Source organism: Rhizobium sp. NLR8a (genome assembly GCF_019685235.1).
GTDB lineage: Bacteria > Pseudomonadota > Alphaproteobacteria > Rhizobiales > Rhizobiaceae > Rhizobium.
Window position 1 is genome coordinate 48814 of the sequence record NZ_JABDWI010000012.1, and the last position, 19406, is coordinate 68219.

Below are 19406 nucleotides of genomic sequence, written 5' to 3' on the forward strand. Positions count from 1 at the left end.
TATGATGGAAAGCCTTCTCATCGCCAACAGAGGCGAAATCGCTCGCCGCATCATCCGCACGGCAAAGACTGCCGGCATCCGCACCATCGCCGTCTATTCCGAGGCCGATGCCGGCCTGCCCTTCGTCGGAGAAGCCGACGAGGCGATCGCCATCGGGCCGTCGCCGGCCCGCGAAAGCTACCTGTCTGAGGTACACATCCTCGAAGCCGCCCGCAAGACCGGGGCGGCCGCGATTCATCCGGGCTATGGTTTCCTGTCGGAAAATGCCGAATTTGCCGAAGCAGTCGAGAAGGCCGGTATCATCTGGGTCGGAGCGCCGGCGGCCGCTATCCGGGCGATGGGGCTGAAAGACGCGGCCAAAGAATTAATGCAGGCAGCCGGCGTGCCGGTCACTCCAGGTTATCTCGGACCAGACCAGAGCGAAGCAAGACTGGCGGCCGAGGCCGAGGCCATCGGTTATCCCGTACTCATCAAGGCGGTGGCCGGCGGCGGCGGCAAGGGCATGCGCCGCGTCGACCGCCCGCAGGATTTCACCGAGCTTCTCGCCTCCTGCCGCCGCGAAGCCGCCGCTTCGTTCGGCGATGATCGCGTTCTCATCGAACGCTATATCGCCAATCCGCGTCATATCGAGGTGCAGATCTTCGCTGACGAGCATGGCAACTGCGTCCACCTCTTCGAACGCGACTGCTCGCTGCAGCGCCGTCATCAGAAGGTCATCGAGGAGGCCCCCGCTCCCGGGCTCGATGCAACCACGCGGGCTGCGATCTGCGATGCGGCGGTGAAGGCCGCAAGAGCGGTGAACTATGTCGGCGCCGGCACGATCGAATTCATCGCCGATGCCTCGCAAGGCCTGCGTCCGGATCGAATTTGGTTCATGGAGATGAATACACGCCTGCAGGTGGAACATCCCGTCACTGAAGCCATAACAGGTGAGGATCTGGTGCTCTGGCAACTGAAGGTGGCTAACGGCGAGCCGCTGCCGAAAAGCCAGGATGAGATCGCCATGAAGGGCTGGGCCCTCGAGGCCCGGCTCTATGCCGAAAATCCCGCCGCCGGCTACCTGCCCTCGACCGGCCGGCTCGAACATCTCAAACTCCCCCGAACCGTCCGCGTCGAGAGCGGTGTCGAACAGGGCGATGAGATCACCGCCTTCTACGATCCAATGATCGCCAAGATCATTGCGCATGGGCCGAACCGCGAAGCCGCGCTGTCGAAGCTGGCCGCCGCTTGTGCCGGTATCGAGATCTGGCCGGTCAGATCCAATGCCGGCCTTCTCGCCCGCGTCGCCACCAACCCGGATTTTCGCGCCGCCCGGATCGATACCGGCTTCCTCGACCGGCATGGCGAGGGCCTTGTGGCGACGGAGCCAGATGAGACGACAATCGACAAAGCGGCAACGGCACTTTCGAAGGCCGCAAATGAGGATCCCTGGTCGGTGCTGACCGGTTTTCGCATCGCCGGGCCAAGTGACGGCCGCGTTCGGGTGCGCATCGACGGTCACCTCCACTGGGGGCGCGTGCGCCCCGACCTTGAGGCGAATGCCGTCGAGATCGACGCGAAGACCGTGCTTTTCGACGCCGGCAATGCCTGGCCGATCGGCCTGCCCCATGCGGGCGAAGTCGAGGCAAATCAGGGTGCGGGCGACGGCGCGATCCTTTCGCCCATGCCGGGCCTCGTCATCTCGGTCGATGTCGCCGAAGGCGACACTGTTGCCAAGGGGGATCGTCTGCTGACGGTCGAAGCGATGAAGATGGAACATACGTTACGCGCGCCCTTCGACGGCATCGTTGGGAAATTGCAGGTTTCCACCGGCGCCAGGGTCTCGGAAAACCAGCTGGTCGTCAGCGTCATCAAGGAGCAGGCGTGATGGCCGGCCGTTATTTCGACGAGTGGACAGTCGGCGACCGCATCGCCCACGAGATCCGCCGCACCGTCACCGAGACCGATAACCTGCTGTTCACGACGCTGTCCCACAATCCGCAGCCGCTGCATCTCGATGCCGATTATGCCGCCGGCACCGAGTTCGGCCGCATCGTTGTCAACGGCACCTTCACCTTTGCGCTCACCATCGGCCTTTCGGTCGGCGACACCACACTCGGCACGCTCGTCGCCAATCTCGGCTATGACACGGTGACGATGCCGAGGCCGGTCTTCATCGGCGATACGCTGCGGGTGGAAACCGAGGTGACGGAGCTGCGCCGCTCGAACTCCCGCCCCGATGCCGGCATCGTCACTTTCCGGCATGTCACGTTGAACCAACGTGACGAGATCGTCTGCCAGTGCCTGCGCACGGCGATGCTGAAGGTGAAACCGTCATGAGGCTGCGCTCGCTGCTCTTCGTACCCGGCGATCGGCCGGAGCGTTTCGAGAAAGCGCTCGCTTCCGGCGCCGATGCCGTCATTCTCGATCTGGAAGATTCGGTTGCGCCCGCGAACAAGCCAAAAGCACGCGAGACCGTGCACGAATTCGCCCACCGCTATGCCGGCGAGACCGTTCTCTTGATCCGCGTCAATCCCCTCACCTCCCCTGAATTCGAAGCCGACCTTGCCGCTCTGAACGGTCTTCATCCCTTCGCCATCATGTTGCCGAAGGCCGAGGGGGCCGTTTCCGTGGGCAAACTCGCAGCCTCGTTGACGCCGGCCGTTCCCATTTTGCCGATCGCGACGGAAACGCCGTCCGCGATCTTCGAGATTGGCAGCTACCGCGACGTCTCGGCGAAGCTTTGCGGCCTGACCTGGGGCGCCGAGGATCTGCCGGCCGCGATAGGGGCTGCGACAGCGCGGAGGACGGATGGCCGTTATACGCCGCCCTACGAGCTTGCCCGCTCGCTCACCCTATTCGCAGCCCATGCCGCCGCCGTTCCGGCAATCGAAACCGTCTATCCCGATTTGCGCGATCTCAACGGTCTCAGGGCCTATGCCAGCCGCGGCCGGCGCGACGGCTTTTCCGGCATGATGGCCATCCATCCGAGCCAGGTCGAAACGATCAACCACGCCTTCACACCTGACGCCGCCGAGCTCGCCTGGGCAGAGAAGGTCGCCGCCGCCTTCGCCGCCAGGCCTGACGCCGGCGTCATCCAGCTTGACGGACGCATGCTTGACCTGCCGCACCTCAAGCTTGCGCTGCGCATTCTGGAAAGCGCCGGACGATAAGCCCACCCATCCAGCGGATCAGCCCGGTTTTGCGATTTGCCTGGAGGCGGCCTGCTCCGGCTCGAGGTAACCGGCGCCGATGGCGACATAGAGATCCACATAATCCTTCGCGACCTGCTGCATGGTGGCAGCAAGGCTTTCCTGAGCATCCGAGACGGACCGCTGCGCGTCCAGAACGTCGAGCAGCGAAGAGGCGCCATCCTTGTAGCTCGTGGTCGAAAGCGCCAGCGATTCCTGCGCCGTCTGTACCTGCCTGCGCAACGGTCCCAGCGTCTGCGTGTCGTGGCGAACGGCCGCAAGCGCGTTTTCGACCTCTTCGACGCCGTTCAGCACCGCCGCTTTCCACGCCAGATATTGCGTTTTGGCATCGGATTTCTCGATATCGACATTGGCCCGCAATTTGCCGCCATCGAAGATCGGCAGGTTGAGCGTCGGTCCGAAAGACCAGCTCGTCAGGCTTGCGCCGGTGGCGCCCGATGATTTGACCCAGCTCGGCGAAATCGAACCGGAAAGCGAGATCGACGGGTAAAGCTGGGCTTCGGCAGCACCGATATCGGCGACAGCTGCCGCCAGCTCGCGTTCGGCCTTTCTTATATCGGGACGGTTGCGGATGAGATCGGCCGGGATGCCGGCACCAATGTCGCCGCGGAACACCGGCTGGCCAGTATTCCTGCGCAGCTCTTCCGTCAGCGAAGCCGCCGGCATCCCGAGCAGTGTGGCAATGTGATGGGCCGATTCGGTAAAACTCTGTTCGAGGCCGGGAATGTCGGACTTCGTCGACTGTACAAGACCCTCGGCCCGGACGACGTCGAGGCGGGAGGCCGCACCAGCTTTCAACTGCAGCTCAGTGAGTTCGTAAGTCTGCTGGCGGGATTTCAAATTCGCCTGAGAAAGGGCGATGCGCTCCTGGTAGTAGCGGGCGTCGATATAAGTCTCGACCAGGTCTTTCAGAAAGGTGAGCCTGGCATTGTCGGCCGTCGCGTAAGCGGCTCCAAGCGAGGCGAGGGCGCTCTCTTTCGAGCGACGGTACTGGCCGAAGACGTCGAGCAGCCAGGAAAGGCTGGCATCGCCTCCCGTCGTGTTCGTGGTGCCGACCGTCGTCCGCAGCCGCCCCTTCTCCCCGGAGAGAGTATGCGATCCGTCGACCGTCAGGCTCGGCAGGGCGCCGGCGCCGGCTACCGTGACGTTGGCGGAAGCCGAATTGATGCTCTCGAGTGCCTGCAACACATCTAGGTTCTCGCTGAGACCCTGCGTGACCAGCCCGTTGAGCTTCTTGTCGCGATAGGCCGTCCACCACCTTGCCGTCACGACATCGCCGTTGCTCTTATTACCCCCGTCTTCGAACTTGGCGGGAAGCGGCATCTCGGGGGCAACGTGATCCGGGCCGCTGACGCAGCCTGCCAGCAGCAGTGTGAATGCGGCTGCGGTGTAGCGGAGGGATGATAATCTAGTGCTAAGCGACGTACTCACGGGGGAGCCTTCTGAACCGGGATCGTGGGTTCAGGCTTAGCGGCGCTAGCGTTAATGGCGGTTAAGAAACGGTAAAGTTAGGTAAAAGCAGCGTCCCGCCGCACATCTCGGTTCAGCAGAGCTGCGCGGCCTCGTCCTCGATGAGGGAGAGATGCATCGAGTCCGGATGGAAGGAAGGCACCGCAATTCCCTCATTGATGCCGCGAGCGGGTGGGAAGATAGCGAGGGGCACCCAGCTTATTCGCGATCTTCTCGTCGGTCAGATCGTCGAGAGGCTTGGGGGCTATGCCCGCCTTCGCGCCAGCGAACTCTTGCCTCAAATCGACAATGCAAATGCTGCTCAACATGACGGGATCAAGCCGTGCCGCCCCTGCCACTCGCTGCTTTTTGTCCTGCCGCTGCTGTTGGTCCGGCCGGCCGCTGCGCTGGCGGATGATGGAGCCCGACCGACCAGCTTCCGGTGCTAGTCCGTCGGCTCAAGCAAATCGTCCAGTTTTTCGACGACGGCCCGAACCACGTCAGCGCGGCTGACGATGCCAACCAACACGCCGTCACGCAGGATAGGGACGCGCTTGATCCGATGTTTCAGCATCAGATCGGCCAACTCCGCAAGCGAGGCTTCCTCATCCGCGGCGATGATGGTCTCGTTCATAATCTCGCGGACATGCTGCTGGTTGAGGCGGATTTCGGCGAGAAACTCCGGGGCGAGCTTCTCGCCTTCGGCCAGCATGCGCAGCCATTGCGCTCGCTTGCTTTGAAACTGCGAGCCAAAGTGGCGCATCACATCGCCTTCGCTGACCAATCCAAGCGGCCGGTTATCGGCGTCCACCACCGGTACGGCGGTGATATGATGGATAAGCATGCACCGGGCGGCCTCGGCCACCGTGGTCTCAGGCGATACCGTAATTAAATCCGTTGTCATCACCGACTTGGCAGGGATCGTCATGTGTAAAGGCTCCAGCTAAAGGAGCATGCACGATACCGGATCGGCTTGGCGGCCGCCTTGACTTACCGCAATGTGCGATGGCGCGGTTCGCGACCATCGCGCCCGTCGCTTTTACTTCGGGATGAGCAACCACGATACCAAGCTTCGTCGATTGGTGCTCAGGCCTGTTCGTCCGCCAAACCATAGGGTATCGGCTTCCTGGGAAGCTCCAGGGTGATCGCCAGCCCCCCCGCCTCCGGCAATGACGCATGCACGCGCCCGCCATGCCGTTCGACGGCCTGCCGGGTGATTGCAAGACCGAGACCGTATCCGCCTCTCGGCACCGCCTCTCTCCCGCGAGAGAACGGCTGGAAAATGCGTTCGAGTTCGTCCCGTTGGACGCCCTGCCCCTGATCCGTGACGCAGATTTTTAGCCGGTCGGCTGTCGCCTCTGAGGAGACCGAGATGTGCGAATGGTCGGCCGTATATTTGACGGCATTTCGAACGACGTTTTCGAGCGCCCGATAGATAAGCTCGCCTTCGACTTCGGCCCGAAAGGTGCCATCGACGCTCGTCGTGATCGAGATCTCCCGCGCCTGGGCTTCGAATGCCGCATCGCTGAGGATCTCGTTGAGGAGTTCGATGACATCGATGGTCTGCGTCTTCAGCGGCAGGCTGGATCCTGCCGTCAGCCTGGCGAGCGTCAGAACCTCGCCCACCAGCATATCGAGCCGTTCGACCTCGCGGTCCATTCGATCCAGCATGGCGCCGAGTTTGGCGGGGCTTTGCCGCAACACACCGACGGCGGCCTGCAGCCGGGACAGAGGCGAGCGCAGCTCATGGGAGACGTCATGGAACAGCCTCTGCTGCGCATCCTGTAGCTCCTGAAGGCGGGCGGCAGTGGAATCGAAATCATGCGCAAGTGCTGTGACCTCGTCCCTGCGTCCCGCCATCTTGTCGCCGATACGGACGTCGAAACGGCCGTGGGCAAGCGCGCTCAGGCCATCGCGAAGGTGGACGACGGGACGAATGAGGTATCGCGCCAGCGCGCCGGCCGCGGTCGTGCTGGCGACCAGGATGGTGAGCCACGGCAGGAATGGTCCAAGGCTGTCGAAAGTGGAACCGGCCGGGGCCGACACGGAAAGCCGATAGCAGACTCCATCCTTCAGCATGGATCGGGCGGTGCCCGTGTCCTTCTCGGCGCAGGCGTCGGCGTCGTCGGGCTTGGACAAGGTCAGGCCAAGCGGTAGCGTCTTCTGGCTTGTGGTCACGAAACGCGCGGCGGCGGCTTCGCCGTCCTCAGCCAGAATATTTGCAGTCAGGTTGAGCACAAGCGTCCGCCGCTCATGTTCCAGCTCGCTTGCGAAGGGAACCGCCTGAAGGAGTTTGACGATAAGGATAACGGCAGCAAGGCTTGCCGCCAGAGTCAGCCAGATAATCCTGAAGAACTTCCAGAAAAGCCGGGGCATGGTCAGTCCACGAGAAGTTGATAGCCCTGGCCGCGAACGGACTGGATCCAGGATTGCCCGTCCTCCCGCAGCCCGAGCTTCTGGCGAACGCTGCTGATGTGGACGTCGATGCGGCGATCGAACGGGGTGAGCGGCTTGCCGAAGGCCCGCTTGGAAATATCCTGTTTCGACACGAGCTGGCCGGCGCTGCGGGCGAGAACCTCGAGCAGGCTGAACTCCGTGCCGGTGAGGTCAAGGCTTTCCCCCCGCCATTCGGCGATCCGGCTGCCCGGATGGATCACCAGCCGCCCTGCCCTGACCGTGTCTGTGGACATGCCGGCCGCCGGCTGACCTGCCCGGCGCAGGATGGCGCGCAGCCTCGCGGCCAGTTCGCCCGGCGAACATGGCTTCGGCACATAGTCGTCGGCGCCGAGATTGAGACCGGATATCCTGTCCACGTCGTCGCCTCTGGCCGTCAGCATCAGCACCGGAACCTGGCTCAGCTTCCTGATCCGCTGCAGCACTTCGATGCCGTTCATCCGGGGCATCATGATGTCGAGCACGATGATGTCGACCGTATTGCCGGCCGCCGCGGCAATGGCGGCGCGGCCATCCGTGTCCGTTACGACGTCATATCCTTCTTCGACCAGATATTCCTGCAGAAGTGTCGTCAGCTCCGCATCATCGTCGATCAGGAGAACCTTGTTCATTCGCGTCATCCATTATCAAGCCGGGCAAGCCATACAGCACAAACACGCTCAGGCGACCAAGTTTTACCCAACTTAACACTAACTTGACCGCACTTAACGTTCGCCCCGTTACATAGCGGTCATGACATCGACCCGCGCCGAGACCCGGTTGCCATGCATGAACGGTAATTCTTGGTCGAATTGGCGCCGATCGGGAAAAGGCGCCGATGCCTTGACGACAAGGAATGCATCGTTGAGAAAAACCTCCAGACTATTCGCCTCCGCCTTCGTTGCGATGGCGCTGTTTGCTCCCCTCCGCAACGCCATGGCGGAACAGGCCGCGGCAACCGCCCTCACTGTCTCTTTGACGGCGCCGGCTCAGCGGGACTGGCCTGAGACCGTTCCCGCGAGCGGATGGCTGAAACCGTGGCAGGAAGCGGTCATCGCCTCCGAGACGAGCGGGCTGCGCATAACCGATGTTCTGGTCGATGTCGGTTCGGTCGTCACCAAGGGCCAGACGCTCGTGCGGCTTTCGCAGGAGAGCGTGCTTGCCGATCTTCGCAAGCAGGAGGCCGCCGTCGCGACCGCCAAGGCAAGCCTTTCAATGGCCAAAGCCAATGCCGACCGGGCGCGGCAGCTCCAGCCTTCAGGGGCGCTCTCCGACGAGAAGATCGTCGAATATCTCGCCGACGAGCAGACGGCGACGGCAAGTCTTGCATCCGAAGAGGCCGCGCTCGACAGCGAAAAGATCAAGCTTGCGCAGACGACCATAACGGCCGTCGATGACGGCCTCATCACGTCGCGTTCCGCCGATCTCGGCGCCGTCGTCTCCGCCGGCACCGAACTGTTCCGCATGGTTCGCCAGCAGCGGATCGAATGGCAGGCCGAGGTTTCCGCTCGCTACCTCCCACGCATTTCACAAGGCCTGAGCGTCCAAGTCAACGGGCCTGAAGGCCACGCCATCGAGGGCAAGGTGAGGCTTGTCGGGCCGTCGGTCAGCACTGATACCAGCCGGGCAATCGTCTATGTCACGCTGCCGGCCGACACCCGTCCACGCACGGGCCTTTACGTCACGGGCAACATCGAGCTGCAGACCTCCCCGGCGCTGACCGTGCCCGAGACCGCAATCGTGTTCCGGGACGGGATCAGTTACGTCTTCACTGCGAGCGAGGATCAACGGGTGCAAAGGGTCCGGGTGGAAACCGGCCGCCGCAACAATGGCGAGGTGGAAATCGTCTCCGGCATAGATCGGACGTCGAAGGTGGTGACCTCGGGCGGCGCGTTCCTCTCGGACAATGACCTCGTGAAGATCGCGGAGAAAAACTGATGAACTTCTCGGCATGGTCGATCCGCAACCCCGTCCCGGCAATCTTGCTGTTCGTGATGCTGACGGTTGGGGGACTCTTGGCCTTCAAGACCCTGGCGGTCCAGAACTTCCCCGATATGGATCTTCCGACGATCAGCGTCACGGCGACGCTCGACGGCGCGGCGCCGGCACAGCTCGAAACCGAGGTCGCCCGCACCATCGAAGACAGTTTGGCTTCGCTCAGCTATCTCGACCACATCACCACGACCATCACCGACGGCACCGTCTCGATCAAGGTTTCCTTCAAGCTGGAGAAAAACAGCGAAGCGGCGCTCAACGAAGTCCGCAACGCCGTCGACAGCGTCAAGAGTGATCTTCCCTCGCAGATGGAGACACCAAGCGTCACCAAGGTCACAGTCCAAAGCTCCGCGCTGGTCACCTATGCCGTCCGCTCGACTGCTCTCAACGAAACCGAGCTTTCCTGGTTTGTCGACAATGATCTGACCAAGACGCTGCTTTCGGTGCCCGGCGTCGGACAAGTCAACCGCATCGGCGGCATCGACCGCGAGATTCACGTCGATCTCGATCCCGCGACGATGGCGTCGCTCGGGGTCACTGCGGCGACCGTATCGTCGCAGCTGAAGGCGGTGCAGGCGGATACGTCGGGCGGCCTCGGCGAAATCGGCGGCACTCGTCAAACCCTGCGCACGCTCGGCGCTCTGCCGTCGGTCGAGGCACTGAAAGGGCTGAGAATTCCCTTGGCCAACGGCCAGCAGGTTCGTCTCGACGAAGTCGCATCGGTCACGGACAGTTTCGCGGAGCGGTCCTCGATGGCTTATCTCGACGGCAAGCCGGTGATCGCGGTCGAGATCAAGCGCTCGAACGGCTTTTCCGACAGCGGCGTCGCCGGCGACGTCGACAAGGCGATCAAACAGTTCGCCGCCAAACATTCCAATGTGCAGATCGACGAAGCCTACAGCACGATCGGCCCGATCATCGACAATTATGACGGTTCGATGCACATGCTGTTCGAAGGGGCGATCCTGGCGATCATCGTCGTCTGGCTCTTCCTGCGGGACTGGCGCGCGACGATCCTGTCGGCCGTGGCACTGCCCTTGTCCGTGATCCCGACCTTCCTGGTCATGTACCTCTACGGCTTCAGCCTGAATATCATCACGCTGCTGGCGCTGTCGCTGGTGGTCGGTATCCTGGTCGACGACGCCATCGTCGAGATCGAAAACATCGCCCGCCACCTGCAGATGGGTAAACGGCCGATCGATGCCGCCCTCGAAGCGGCCAACGAGATCGGGCTCGCCGTCATCGCAACCACCTTCACGCTGGTCGCGGTCTTCCTGCCGACGGCCTTCATGAGCGGCATTCCGGGGCTTCTGTTCCGCCAGTTCGGGGTCACCGCCGCCGTCGCCGTTCTCGCCTCGCTCGTCGTTGCCCGCCTGCTGACGCCGATGATGGCAGCCTATTTCATGAAAGCGGTCCCGCCGACGGAGGAAAATGATGGCCGCATCATGCGCGCCTATCTGGCAATCGTGAAAGCTGCCATGAACCGCCGGAAGACCACCGTGGCCGTAACCGCCATTGTCGTCGCGCTTTCTCTCTCCGCTATTCCGCTGCTGAAATCCGGCTTCCTGCCGGCTTCGGACGACGCGCGCACCCAGATCACATTGACCATGCAGCCGGGCGCCACCATAGAGCAGACCGATGCGGCGACCAGAAAAGCCGCCGATCTCGTCGGCAAGCTCACGGATGTCACCCGTGTCTTCTCTTCGGTCGGCTCCGCATCTTCGGGTGGCGGCGCCGACGCCAGCACCACGAGCAGCGTCAATTCCGCCACGATCGTCGCCGTGCTGACCCCGATCGGCGAGCGTGACCGCAAGCAGTCGGAAATCGAAAACGACATCCGGCAGGCGCTCTCCCTGCTGCCCGGTGTGCGCGTGGAGGTCGGCAGCGGCGGCAACGGCACGAAGCTCGAAATCACGCTGGCGAGCGACGATGCGAATGTCCTGGAAAGTGCAAGCACGGCTCTTGAGGAACAGCTCCGCACGCTGCAGGGTATAGGCGCGGTGACGTCGACTGCCGCGAGGCAGGCGCCCGAAATCCAGATCAAGCCGGATTTTGACCGCGCAGCAGCGCTCGGCGTGACGTCGAGTTCCATCGCCGAGGCCGTCCGCGTGGCGACGAATGGCGAATATTCCGCCAGTTTGCCAAAACTCAACCTGCCGCAGCGCCAGGTTCCGATCGTCGTCCGCTTCAGCCCGGAGTCGCGCACCAGCCTGGACGATATCAAGAACATGCGGGTGGCGGGCACGAACGGCAATGTCGATCTCGGATCGATTGCCGATATTGGGATCGGCGGCAGCCCCTCCGAAATCGATCGCATCGACCGGATGCGCAATGTCACCGTATCGGTCGAGCTCAACGGCCGCATCCTCGGCGACGTCAACCGCGAGGCGCAGGCGCTGCCGGCGCTCCAGCATCTGCCGTCCGGCGTCACGCTTGTCGAACAGGGTGAACTTCAGCGCAGCTCGGAGCTGTTCCAGAGCTTCGGCCTTGCCATGGCGATCGGCGTGTTCTGCATCTATGCGGTCCTCGTCCTGCTCTTCCACGACTTCCTGCAGCCGCTCACCCTGCTGATGGCTCTGCCGCTCTCGCTCGGCGGCGCGCTCCTGCCGCTGGTGCTGACCGGGACCAGCTTTTCGATGGCGGCCGTCATCGGGCTGCTCATGCTGATGGGCGTGGTGACGAAGAACTCGATCCTGCTGATCGAATACGCGATCATGTCGCGCCGCCAGGGCATGGCCCGCTTCGATGCCCTCGTCGATGCCTGCCACAAGCGCGCCCGGCCGATCGTCATGACCACCATCGCCATGGCATGCGGCATGCTTCCGGTCGCCCTCAGCCTGACCGGCGGCGATTCGAGCTTCCGGCAGCCGATGGCGATCGTGGTGATCGGCGGCGTGATGATGTCGACGCTGCTCAGCCTCATCGTCATCCCCGTCATCTTCACCTTCGTCGACGATCTGGACGAGGCGCTCAAGCGTCTTTTCCGTCGAGCCGAACCGAAAGCTCCCGACCGCGAACCGCAGGCTTCCAACGATCACGCGGCAATCACCTTCAAGCCCGGGCAATCGAGGCGAGGGCAAGGTCAGCGATGATCGCCTTCCGGCGAGCGATCAGCCGGATCGTCCCACGCCCGCTGCGGGCGAGGCTCGGTGAATCTTGATGGCAACCTCTTCGGTCGCGTTCCCCCCGGAACAAGACCGCGGGACGTGTTCCCCCGCAGGCGGCGTCAGCCGCCTGCGCGTCCTGTCCATCCGATAAGCCAGGGCGCTGCAGGAGAGCATAATGAGGCGCACCTTCAAATGCATATAATCCCTGAACTCCGCATGCTTCCAGTCGGAAAATGTCAGCGGCCGTGCTTGGCGCGCCAGGCGGCGAATTCTTCGAGAATGTGCGGCTGCGTCGCCGGATAGAGACCGATAATCGACTGGCCGGCCAGCACGCGCTCGGTCACGAAGTCCTCATAAGCGGTCATTTCCACGGCCTCCTCGGCAATCTCGTCGGCCAGTTCCGCCGGAATGACGATCACCGCTTCGTCGTCGCCGACCATGATATCGCCGGGCCAGACCGCCACGTCGCCGCAACCGATCGGCACGTTGATGTCGAGCGCCTGGTGCAGCGTCAGGTTCGTCGGCGCCGAGGGGCGGTTGTGATAGGCAGGGATCGCCAATCTCGCTATTTCGGGGCTGTCGCGGAAACCGCCATCGGTGACGACACCCGCCACGCCGCGCACCATCAGCCGCGTGACGAGGATCGAGCCGGCGGAGGCGGCGCGTGGATTCTTGCGGCTGTCCATCACCAGCACGGCGCCGGGGGGGCAGCTTTCCACGCAGGCGCGCTGCGGGTGTTCGGGATTGCGGAAAACCTCGAGCTTGTTCAGGTCCTCGCGCGCCGGAATGTAGCGCAGCGTATAGGCCGGGCCGACCATATTGCGGCCTTTGCCGGCGACCGGCTGCACATCCTGGATCGTCTGGTTGCGCAGGCCGCGCTTGAAGAGCGCAGTGCTGATGGTGGCGACGCTCACCCGCATGAGTTTTTCGCGCGTGCTGTCTGAAAGTGTGATCATGCATGTCCTCCTAGAAAATGTCCGGTTCTCCGGCTGCCGCTCCAAATTCGGGCAGCAGATAATCGAAATCGCAACCCTTGTTGGCCTGGCTGACATGGGAGGCGTACATCCAGCCGTAGCCGCGGCCGAAACGATCCGCCGGCTGCATCCAGGCGGCGCGGCGCCGGATCAGCTCCGCCTCGTCGACCAGCATATCCAGCCGGCGGTTGGGGATGTCGATCCTGATGATGTCGCCGTTCCGCAACAGAGCGAGCGGGCCGCCGACATGGGCTTCGGGCGCCGCGTGCAGCACGCAGGCGCCATAGCTGGTGCCGCTCATGCGCGCATCCGACAGCCGCAGCATGTCGCGATATCCTTGCTTCAGCAGCGCCTTGGGCATCGGCAGCATGCCCCATTCCGGCATGCCGGGGCCGCCGAGCGGTCCGGCATTGCGCAACACCATCACATGATCCGGCGTCACATCGAGCGTCTCGTCCTCCACCGCCGCCTTCATGTCGGGGTAACTGTCGAAGACCAGGGCCGGGCCTTGGTGGACATGGAAGCGCGGGTCGCAGGCGACGGGTTTGATCACCGCGCCGTCGGGCGCCAGATTGCCCTTGAGTACGGCAAGCGAGCCCTCCGGATAGATCGGATTGGAAAGCGGGCGGATCACATCGTCATTATAGATCTTTGCATCGGCCAGAGCCGCGCCCAGCGTTTCCCCCGAAACCGTCAATGCGTCGAGATCGAGCCGCTCGCGGATCTGCGACATCAGCGCCAGAAGACCGCCGGCATAGTAGAAATCCTCCATCAGATAGGTCTTTCCGGACGGACGGACATTGGCGACTACCGGAGTGACGCGGCCAAGCGCGTCGAGATCGTCGAGCGTCAGCGCGACCCCGCCCCTGCGCGCCATGGCCAGGAGATGGATGACGGCATTGGTCGAACAGCCGGTCGCCATGGCGACCGTCGCCGCATTGCGAATGGCCGCCGGAGTGACGATTCGGTCCGGCGTCAGATCTTCCCAGACCATCTCGACGATCCGCCGGCCTGAATGAGCCGACATGCGAATATGATTGGCATCAGCCGCGGGAATCGAAGAGACCCCCGTCAGCGTCAGCCCCATCGCATCGGCAATTGCCGTCATCGTCGAAGCGGTGCCCATCGTCATGCAATGGCCGTAGGAGCGCGCAATGCCGGCTTCAATGCCGGCCCATTGCTTGTCCGATATCGTTCCGGCGCGCCGCTCGTCCCAGTATTTCCAGGCATCCGAGCCGGAACCGAGCTGCTGGCCCGCATAGTTGCCCCGCAGCATCGGCCCCGCCGGCAGGTAGATCATCGGCACGCCGGCGCTGAGCGCGCCCATGATGAGGCCAGGTGTGGTCTTGTCGCATCCTCCCATCAACACCACGCCATCGATGGGGTGGGCGCGGATCTGCTCTTCGGTCTCCATCGCCAGAAGGTTGCGGTAGAGCATGGTCGTGGGCTTCATGAAGTTTTCCGACAGCGCCAGCGCCGGCATCTCCACCGGAAAGCCGCCCGCCTGTAGCACGCCGCGCTTCACGTCTTCGACGCGATGCTTGAAATGGGCGTGGCAGGGATTGAGGTCCGACCAGGTGGACAGGATGCCGATCAGCGGCTTGCCGCCCCAGTCACCGGCGTCATAACCCATCTGCATCAGGCGCGAGCGATGGCCGAAGCCGCGCAGGTCTTCGGATGCGAACCAGCGCGCCGACCGCAATTCCCCCGGCGCCTTACTGATTTTCAAGGACATGCCCACATGCCTCCGTCTTCGTAAAGTCTGTGACCATTGATGTACCTCGAAGCCTCCGAGGCCAGAAAGATACAGGCGCCCGTCAATTCCTCAAGCCTGCCCCGGCGGCCTGGATGCGCTGGCCGGCAAGATCGAATATGCGCAATTCCTACATGACGCCAGCGATGTCACCTGGCTGCGCCCGGCCGCCGATACCTTATGAGCAAATACCAGTTCCCGGTCGCCGAGGATGAACTGACCTTCATCCTGCGGTGCGCCGACCTAAGCTCGTGGTCCCGGTCATAGAGGTCAAGCTCAAGTCCGGAAGCGCTGCCGGCGTTCAAAATTGAGGTGCAGTTGCCTGAGCGGGCGGACGGCGCCCGCTCAGGAGAACGGCTCGGTCGGTCCGGCCGCCGGATCGGTGAACCAGCGCGGACCGTCCGCGGTCATGCAGATATGGTCCTCCAGCCGGATCCCGAATTTATCGGGGAAGGCGATCATCGGTTCGTTGGAAAAACACATGCCGGCGGCAAGCGGCGTGTCGTTGCCGCGAACGATGTAAGGCTCTTCATGGATCTCGAGCCCAAGGCCATGTCCGGCGCGATGCGGCAAGCCCGGCAGGCGGTAGTCGGGGCCGAGCGAATGTTTGGCGAGCACCTTGCGGGCCGCATCGTCGAGGCTCGAGCAGGCGGCGCCGATCCGGGCGGCATCGAAGACGGCCTGCTGCGCCTCGCGTTCGATCCACCAGGCGCGTTCGAAGTCGCCGTTACCGCCGCCGAGCATATAGGTCCTGGTAATATCGGAATGGTAGCCGTCGATCCGGCAGCCCGTGTCGACGAGAACGACCTCGTCGTCGCCCAGGATCTGATCGCCGTCGGCGCCATGAGGAAGCGAAGTCGCCGCACCGAAGGAAACGATTGCGAATGTCGAGCCGTCGTCGGCACCCGCCTGGCGATGCTGCCGATCGATGAAATCGACCACCTCGGATGAGGTGATGCCCGGCTTCAACAGCGCGTGCACCTGTCTGTGGACGTCGAGCGTCAGGTTCATCGCATGTTGAATGAGCGCGATCTCGGCCGCCGACTTGATGCGGCGCGGGCCATGGATCAGCCGCCCGCCGTCGGCGAGCCTGTCGGCGCCCATCGCCGCTGCCAAGGCGTGATAGAAGAACAGCGGCAAACCATCGTCGAGGGCGAGCGTGCCGCCCTGGCCGACAAGCCGGGCGATGAGCGCTGCACTGCTTTCCTCCTCTTCCCAGACCAGGATTTCCCCCGGCAGATGCGGCAGCGTTTCGACGCGGCTGCGCTCGAAACCCGGAACGATGTAGGAAACGGCCGTGGGTGTGATCAGCGCGCCGAGGAACCTTTCGCTCGGATGCCAGACGAGCCCGGTGAAATAACGCAGGCTTTCGGTCGGGCCGAGAAGCAGGCCGGCAAGCCCTTCGGCTTCAATCGCTTCGCGAAGCCTGGAAAGGCGGATCTGACGCTCGTCTTCAGTGATCCGGGGTACGGGGTGCTGCCATGACATGTCGTTTTCCTGTTCTTACCGTTTATGCCTGGTCCAGCGTAGCGCTTCACGACAGACCGATCGCCACCGGCCGATCGAGGTTGCGGGCGAGATAATCCTGAATCTGCCGGACGATCTGGCCGGCGTGGGCAATCGCCAGCCGATCGGCGCGTTCGGCGTCTCCGGCGTCGATGGCGGCGATGATTTCCTCATGCTCGTCGACGTATTGGCGGGGCAGCCGGTCGTCGAAGGTCGAATAATACAAGCGAAGGATGCGCCGGCCTTCGTCGAGCAGTTTGGCGAAGAAGGCCGTGTAATAGGCGTTGCCGGCAAGCTCGGCGATCGCCACGTGGAATTCGCGGTTCGCCTCGATCATCGCATAGGCGTCGCGCGCGGCAACCGCGCCGGCGAAGTCCTTCTGGTGGCGGCGGATGGTCTCCATGATCGCGTCGTTCCGCCGACCGGCGGCCCCGCGCGTCGTCACCCGGTACATCAGCGTCAGCGCTTCGAAATAGGTAGGCAGGTTGGCGAAATCGATCGGCGCAACGATCGTGTTCCGGTTCGGCAGGGTCGTGACCAGCCCATCGGCGGCAAGCCGTAACAGCGCCTCGCGGATGGGTGTCCTCGACATGCCGAAACGCTCCGACAGCCGCACCTCGTCGAGCGGACTGGCTGGCTCCAGCGCCATCGACAGGATCTCCCGGCGCAGCGCGGCATAGATGCTCTGCGTGCCGGAACCGCGCACCCGCACATTTTCCGCGTCGTTCTGCATGCGTCCCTCCCCTTGATGAGAGCCTTGTAGTGCGTTTTGGCCGATTTCGGCAACGCCCCACGAATTTACAAATAACCGCGATTGAGTCTTGTCGACAGTTTGTATATAACGAACCGACTTTAACGGAGTTTCGATAGATGACAACAGGATGGAAGGGCGTATTTCCCGCCGTAACGACGCAGTTCAACGAAGATCTTTCCGTGGATCTTTCCGCAACCCAGCGTGTTCAGGACGCGCTCGTCAACGACGGCGTCAACGGCCTGATCGTCATGGGCACATGCGGTGAGAACAACTCGCTCGATCCCGATGAGAAGCGCACGATCCTCAAAGCCGCCGTCGAGGTCGTCAACGGCCGCGTTCCTGTCGTGACGGGCGTCTCCGAATTCGACACGCGCCGCGCCGTCGCCTATGCCCGCGACGCCGAAAAACTCGGCGCCGACGGGCTGATGCTGCTGCCGGCCATGGTCTATGTCCCGAAGCCGGAGGAGCTGATCGCGCATTTCCGCACCGTCGCCGAGGCGACCTCGCTGCCGATCATGCTCTACAACAATCCGCCCGCCTACCGCGTCAACATCGGCGTCGACGTGCTGAAGGTGCTTGCCGACGTGCCGAACATCAAAGCGGTCAAGGAAAGCGCCCCGGATCCACGCCGCTTCACCGATCTCATCAATGCCTTCGGCGATCGTTTCGATATCTTTGCCGGCCTCGATGACGTCGCGCTTGAGGGCCTGATGCTCGGCGCCAAGGGTTGGGTCTCCGGCCTGACCAGCGCCTTCCCTGAGGAGTCCGTGCAGCTCGTTGCAGCGGCCGAACGCGGCGACTGGGAAGAGGCCCGCAGGATCTACCGCTGGTTCATGCCGCTGCTGCATCTCGATGCCGAGCATGACCTCGTGCAGTCGATCAAGCTCGCCGAGCAGATCATGGGCCGCGGCTCCGAGCGCGTCCGCATGCCGCGCCTGCCGCTTTCGGGTGCACGGCGCACCGAAGTCACCGCCATGGTCGAGAAGGCTGCTGCGACGCGCCCCTCGAAACTCGGCAAGGCAGCCTGAGATCACGAGGCCGGCGAGCGCGCAGCCGCAGCCGGCCTTACCATCTCTGGCGCTATGTGCCTGGAGCGTTAACGGAGCGAGTCAGGCTGTTGCGGCTGACCAGCGACGGTATCTGGAAAATGTGCTCGGCGCCGGTGCGGCCCTCTATTCTGGAAATCAACGTTCGGGTGGCGACCTGGCCGAGTTCCCTGCCCGACTGATCGATGCTTGCGAGATTGACGAGGCCGAGCGCTGCGGTCGACGAATTGTCATATCCGACGACGGCAAGATCCTCGGGCACGCGCACACCCGTTTCCATCGCCAGGCTCAGAAGGGTGATGGCGTCGAGGTCGCTCCAGCAGAACACCGCGCGCGGCCTGTTCTTTCTCGACAGGAACTTTCGCATCGTTTCCTCCCGCTTTGGCGGGGCGATCGGAATTTTGGTGATCGGCGCAGACGATCCCAGTCCGGCGCGCTGTATCGCCCGGCGAAAGCCGATCTCACGCTGACGCACGACGGAGACCTGGTGCCCTTCACGCTCGCCGAGGCTCAGCATCTCGATGTCGCGATAGCCGCAGGCAAGCAGCGCTTCGACTGCGATTTCCGCCCCGCGCTGGTCGTCGGCATTGACCGTATCGAAGGCCGTGGCGCCGGCATCGTGATAACCGACCGCAACGATCGGTATCTGAGCCGCAAACTTTGCGATGATGTCCGAGGGCAGGCGCGGCGCAACCAGGATCAGGCCGTCCATCTTGTAATCGATCATCGACTCGATCAACGACGTCTCCAGCTGCACGCGCGCGTCGCTGACGCCGATCATCGCCTGGTAGTGCGAAGGCGCGAGCACGCCGTTGACGCCGGCAATCACCTCCGGAAGGAAGGGGTTGCGGATGTCGATCAAAAGCACGCCGATGGTGAAACTCCGGCCGCGCAACCCGCGCGCCGCCCGTGAGGGGCGATATCCGAGAACTTCGATAGCCTCGATCACCTTTGCCCGTAATGCTTCACTAACGCCATAAGCGTTTCGCATCACCTTGGAAACTGCGGCGACCGACACGCCCGCATGCGCTGCCACTGTCCGGATCGTCACGCGATCATTTCGTTGCAGTCTTTTTTGCTCTTCGATCGACATGAAATCTCTGGACTACTCTGCGGGCCGTCACAATCGCTCGCAGAACCACCATGGCAGACTGGCGACGAAATTTCTATTGCGCTTCCGAAAAAAATGTAGAACGTT

The 19406-nt window shown here is 63.1% G+C and carries 16 protein-coding genes and 1 pseudogene; 7 read left to right on the forward strand and 10 right to left on the reverse strand.

Going from position 1 to position 19406, the window contains the following annotated elements; all coding sequences use genetic code 11:
- The first annotated feature begins 1 nt into the window (after position 1).
- Genes HJC04_RS22675 through HJC04_RS22685 form a run of 3 tightly spaced genes read left to right on the forward strand, consistent with a single transcriptional unit; the run spans position 2 to position 3152 of the window.
- Positions 2 to 1867, forward strand: coding sequence for an acetyl/propionyl/methylcrotonyl-CoA carboxylase subunit alpha (locus HJC04_RS22675; RefSeq protein WP_221147188.1), 1866 nt, complete (start codon positions 2 to 4; stop codon positions 1865 to 1867).
- Complete coding sequence (locus HJC04_RS22680) at positions 1867 to 2319, forward strand: MaoC family dehydratase (RefSeq protein ID WP_210633277.1); 453 nt, start codon at positions 1867 to 1869, stop codon at positions 2317 to 2319. The genes HJC04_RS22675 and HJC04_RS22680 overlap by 1 nt, the downstream gene beginning before the upstream one ends.
- Positions 2316 to 3152, forward strand: coding sequence for a CoA ester lyase (locus HJC04_RS22685; RefSeq protein WP_221147189.1), 837 nt, complete (start codon positions 2316 to 2318; stop codon positions 3150 to 3152). The genes HJC04_RS22680 and HJC04_RS22685 overlap by 4 nt, the downstream gene beginning before the upstream one ends.
- 18 nt (positions 3153 to 3170) lie before the next feature.
- On the opposite strand, the gene HJC04_RS22690 is transcribed toward HJC04_RS22685, so the two are convergent.
- The 4 genes from HJC04_RS22690 to HJC04_RS22705 all read right to left on the reverse strand — a co-directional run bounded on the left by HJC04_RS22690 (position 3171) and on the right by HJC04_RS22705 (position 7705).
- On the reverse strand, positions 3171 to 4622 hold the full coding sequence (locus HJC04_RS22690) for an efflux transporter outer membrane subunit (protein ID WP_221147190.1): 1452 nt from the start codon (positions 4620 to 4622) through the stop codon (positions 3171 to 3173).
- 463 nt (positions 4623 to 5085) lie between these two features.
- Positions 5086 to 5568 carry a CBS domain-containing protein gene (locus HJC04_RS22695; RefSeq protein ID WP_221147191.1) on the reverse strand — a complete coding sequence of 161 codons (483 nt, stop codon included), beginning with the start codon at positions 5566 to 5568 and terminating at the stop codon, positions 5086 to 5088.
- 158 nt (positions 5569 to 5726) lie between these two features.
- On the reverse strand, positions 5727 to 7016 hold the full coding sequence (locus HJC04_RS22700) for an ATP-binding protein (RefSeq protein ID WP_221147192.1): 1290 nt from the start codon (positions 7014 to 7016) through the stop codon (positions 5727 to 5729).
- 2 nt (positions 7017 to 7018) lie between these two features.
- Complete coding sequence (locus HJC04_RS22705; RefSeq protein WP_210633270.1) at positions 7019 to 7705, reverse strand: response regulator; 687 nt, start codon at positions 7703 to 7705, stop codon at positions 7019 to 7021.
- A gap of 274 nt (positions 7706 to 7979) precedes the next feature.
- Here HJC04_RS22705 and HJC04_RS22710 point away from each other — a divergent pair, with 274 nt between their 5' ends.
- Positions 7980 to 9011, forward strand: coding sequence for an efflux RND transporter periplasmic adaptor subunit (locus tag HJC04_RS22710; protein WP_259668929.1), 1032 nt, complete (start codon positions 7980 to 7982; stop codon positions 9009 to 9011).
- Positions 9011 to 12160 (forward strand): efflux RND transporter permease subunit, encoded by a 3150-nt coding sequence (locus HJC04_RS22715; protein ID WP_221147194.1) that lies wholly within the window; start codon positions 9011 to 9013, stop codon positions 12158 to 12160. Before HJC04_RS22710 ends, HJC04_RS22715 begins: the two co-directional genes overlap by 1 nt.
- Positions 12161 to 12411: 251 nt before the next feature.
- Here the strand turns inward: HJC04_RS22715 and HJC04_RS22720 are convergent, their stop codons facing one another.
- Genes HJC04_RS22720 through HJC04_RS22730 form a run of 3 tightly spaced genes read right to left on the reverse strand, consistent with a single transcriptional unit; the run spans position 12412 to position 14970 of the window.
- Positions 12412 to 13131, reverse strand: a complete 720-nt coding sequence (locus tag HJC04_RS22720) for a ribonuclease activity regulator RraA (protein ID WP_221147195.1) — start codon at positions 13129 to 13131, stop codon at positions 12412 to 12414.
- Between the two features lie 10 nt (positions 13132 to 13141).
- On the reverse strand, positions 13142 to 14884 hold the full coding sequence (gene araD / locus HJC04_RS22725; protein ID WP_221147196.1) for an L-arabinonate dehydratase: 1743 nt from the start codon (positions 14882 to 14884) through the stop codon (positions 13142 to 13144).
- A complete protein-coding gene (locus HJC04_RS22730) occupies positions 14875 to 14970 on the reverse strand; it encodes a hypothetical protein (protein WP_405047672.1) in 96 nt (31 codons plus the stop codon). Before HJC04_RS22730 ends, araD begins: the two co-directional genes overlap by 10 nt.
- A 26-nt stretch (positions 14971 to 14996) precedes the next feature.
- Between HJC04_RS22730 and HJC04_RS31905 the strand changes: the two are divergent.
- Positions 14997 to 15213: pseudogene (locus HJC04_RS31905) on the forward strand (alpha-L-fucosidase); the annotation flags it as partial.
- Between the two features lie 34 nt (positions 15214 to 15247).
- Here HJC04_RS31905 and HJC04_RS22735 read toward each other — a convergent pair.
- Positions 15248 to 16390: a Xaa-Pro peptidase family protein gene (locus HJC04_RS22735; protein ID WP_221147197.1), complete on the reverse strand. Its 1143-nt coding sequence runs from the start codon at positions 16388 to 16390 to the stop codon at positions 15248 to 15250.
- Between the two features lie 46 nt (positions 16391 to 16436).
- The gene (locus tag HJC04_RS22740; protein ID WP_221147198.1) at positions 16437 to 17141 is read right to left on the reverse strand and encodes a GntR family transcriptional regulator; all 705 of its coding nucleotides are present in this window, start codon (positions 17139 to 17141) and stop codon (positions 16437 to 16439) included.
- Between the two features lie 137 nt (positions 17142 to 17278).
- Here HJC04_RS22740 and HJC04_RS22745 point away from each other — a divergent pair, with 137 nt between their 5' ends.
- Positions 17279 to 18190 carry a dihydrodipicolinate synthase family protein gene (locus HJC04_RS22745; protein WP_210633261.1) on the forward strand — a complete coding sequence of 304 codons (912 nt, stop codon included), beginning with the start codon at positions 17279 to 17281 and terminating at the stop codon, positions 18188 to 18190.
- A gap of 52 nt (positions 18191 to 18242) precedes the next feature.
- Here the strand turns inward: HJC04_RS22745 and HJC04_RS22750 are convergent, their stop codons facing one another.
- Positions 18243 to 19301, reverse strand: coding sequence for a LacI family DNA-binding transcriptional regulator (locus HJC04_RS22750; protein WP_210633260.1), 1059 nt, complete (start codon positions 19299 to 19301; stop codon positions 18243 to 18245).
- Positions 19302 to 19406: the final 105 nt, after the last annotated feature.

Bases quoted from the DNA above. Each gene is read 5' to 3' on its own strand.
- HJC04_RS22685 (WP_221147189.1), top strand. From the start codon at position 2,316: ATGAGGCTGCGCTCGCTGCTCTTCGTACCCGGCGATCGGCCGGAGCGT.
- araD (WP_221147196.1), bottom strand. From the start codon at position 14,884: ATGTCCTTGAAAATCAGTAAGGCGCCGGGGGAATTGCGGTCGGCGCGC.
- HJC04_RS22675 (WP_221147188.1), top strand. From the start codon at position 2: ATGATGGAAAGCCTTCTCATCGCCAACAGAGGCGAAATCGCTCGCCGC.
- HJC04_RS22695 (WP_221147191.1), bottom strand. From the start codon at position 5,568: ATGACGATCCCTGCCAAGTCGGTGATGACAACGGATTTAATTACGGTA.
- HJC04_RS22745 (WP_210633261.1), top strand. From the start codon at position 17,279: ATGACAACAGGATGGAAGGGCGTATTTCCCGCCGTAACGACGCAGTTC.
- HJC04_RS22705 (WP_210633270.1), bottom strand. From the start codon at position 7,705: ATGAACAAGGTTCTCCTGATCGACGATGATGCGGAGCTGACGACACTT.
- HJC04_RS22680 (WP_210633277.1), top strand. From the start codon at position 1,867: ATGGCCGGCCGTTATTTCGACGAGTGGACAGTCGGCGACCGCATCGCC.
- HJC04_RS22720 (WP_221147195.1), bottom strand. From the start codon at position 13,131: ATGATCACACTTTCAGACAGCACGCGCGAAAAACTCATGCGGGTGAGC.
- HJC04_RS22710 (WP_259668929.1), top strand. From the start codon at position 7,980: ATGGCGCTGTTTGCTCCCCTCCGCAACGCCATGGCGGAACAGGCCGCG.
- HJC04_RS22700 (WP_221147192.1), bottom strand. From the start codon at position 7,016: ATGCCCCGGCTTTTCTGGAAGTTCTTCAGGATTATCTGGCTGACTCTG.
- HJC04_RS22735 (WP_221147197.1), bottom strand. From the start codon at position 16,390: ATGTCATGGCAGCACCCCGTACCCCGGATCACTGAAGACGAGCGTCAG.
- HJC04_RS22715 (WP_221147194.1), top strand. From the start codon at position 9,011: ATGAACTTCTCGGCATGGTCGATCCGCAACCCCGTCCCGGCAATCTTG.
- HJC04_RS22740 (WP_221147198.1), bottom strand. From the start codon at position 17,141: ATGCAGAACGACGCGGAAAATGTGCGGGTGCGCGGTTCCGGCACGCAG.
- HJC04_RS22750 (WP_210633260.1), bottom strand. From the start codon at position 19,301: ATGTCGATCGAAGAGCAAAAAAGACTGCAACGAAATGATCGCGTGACG.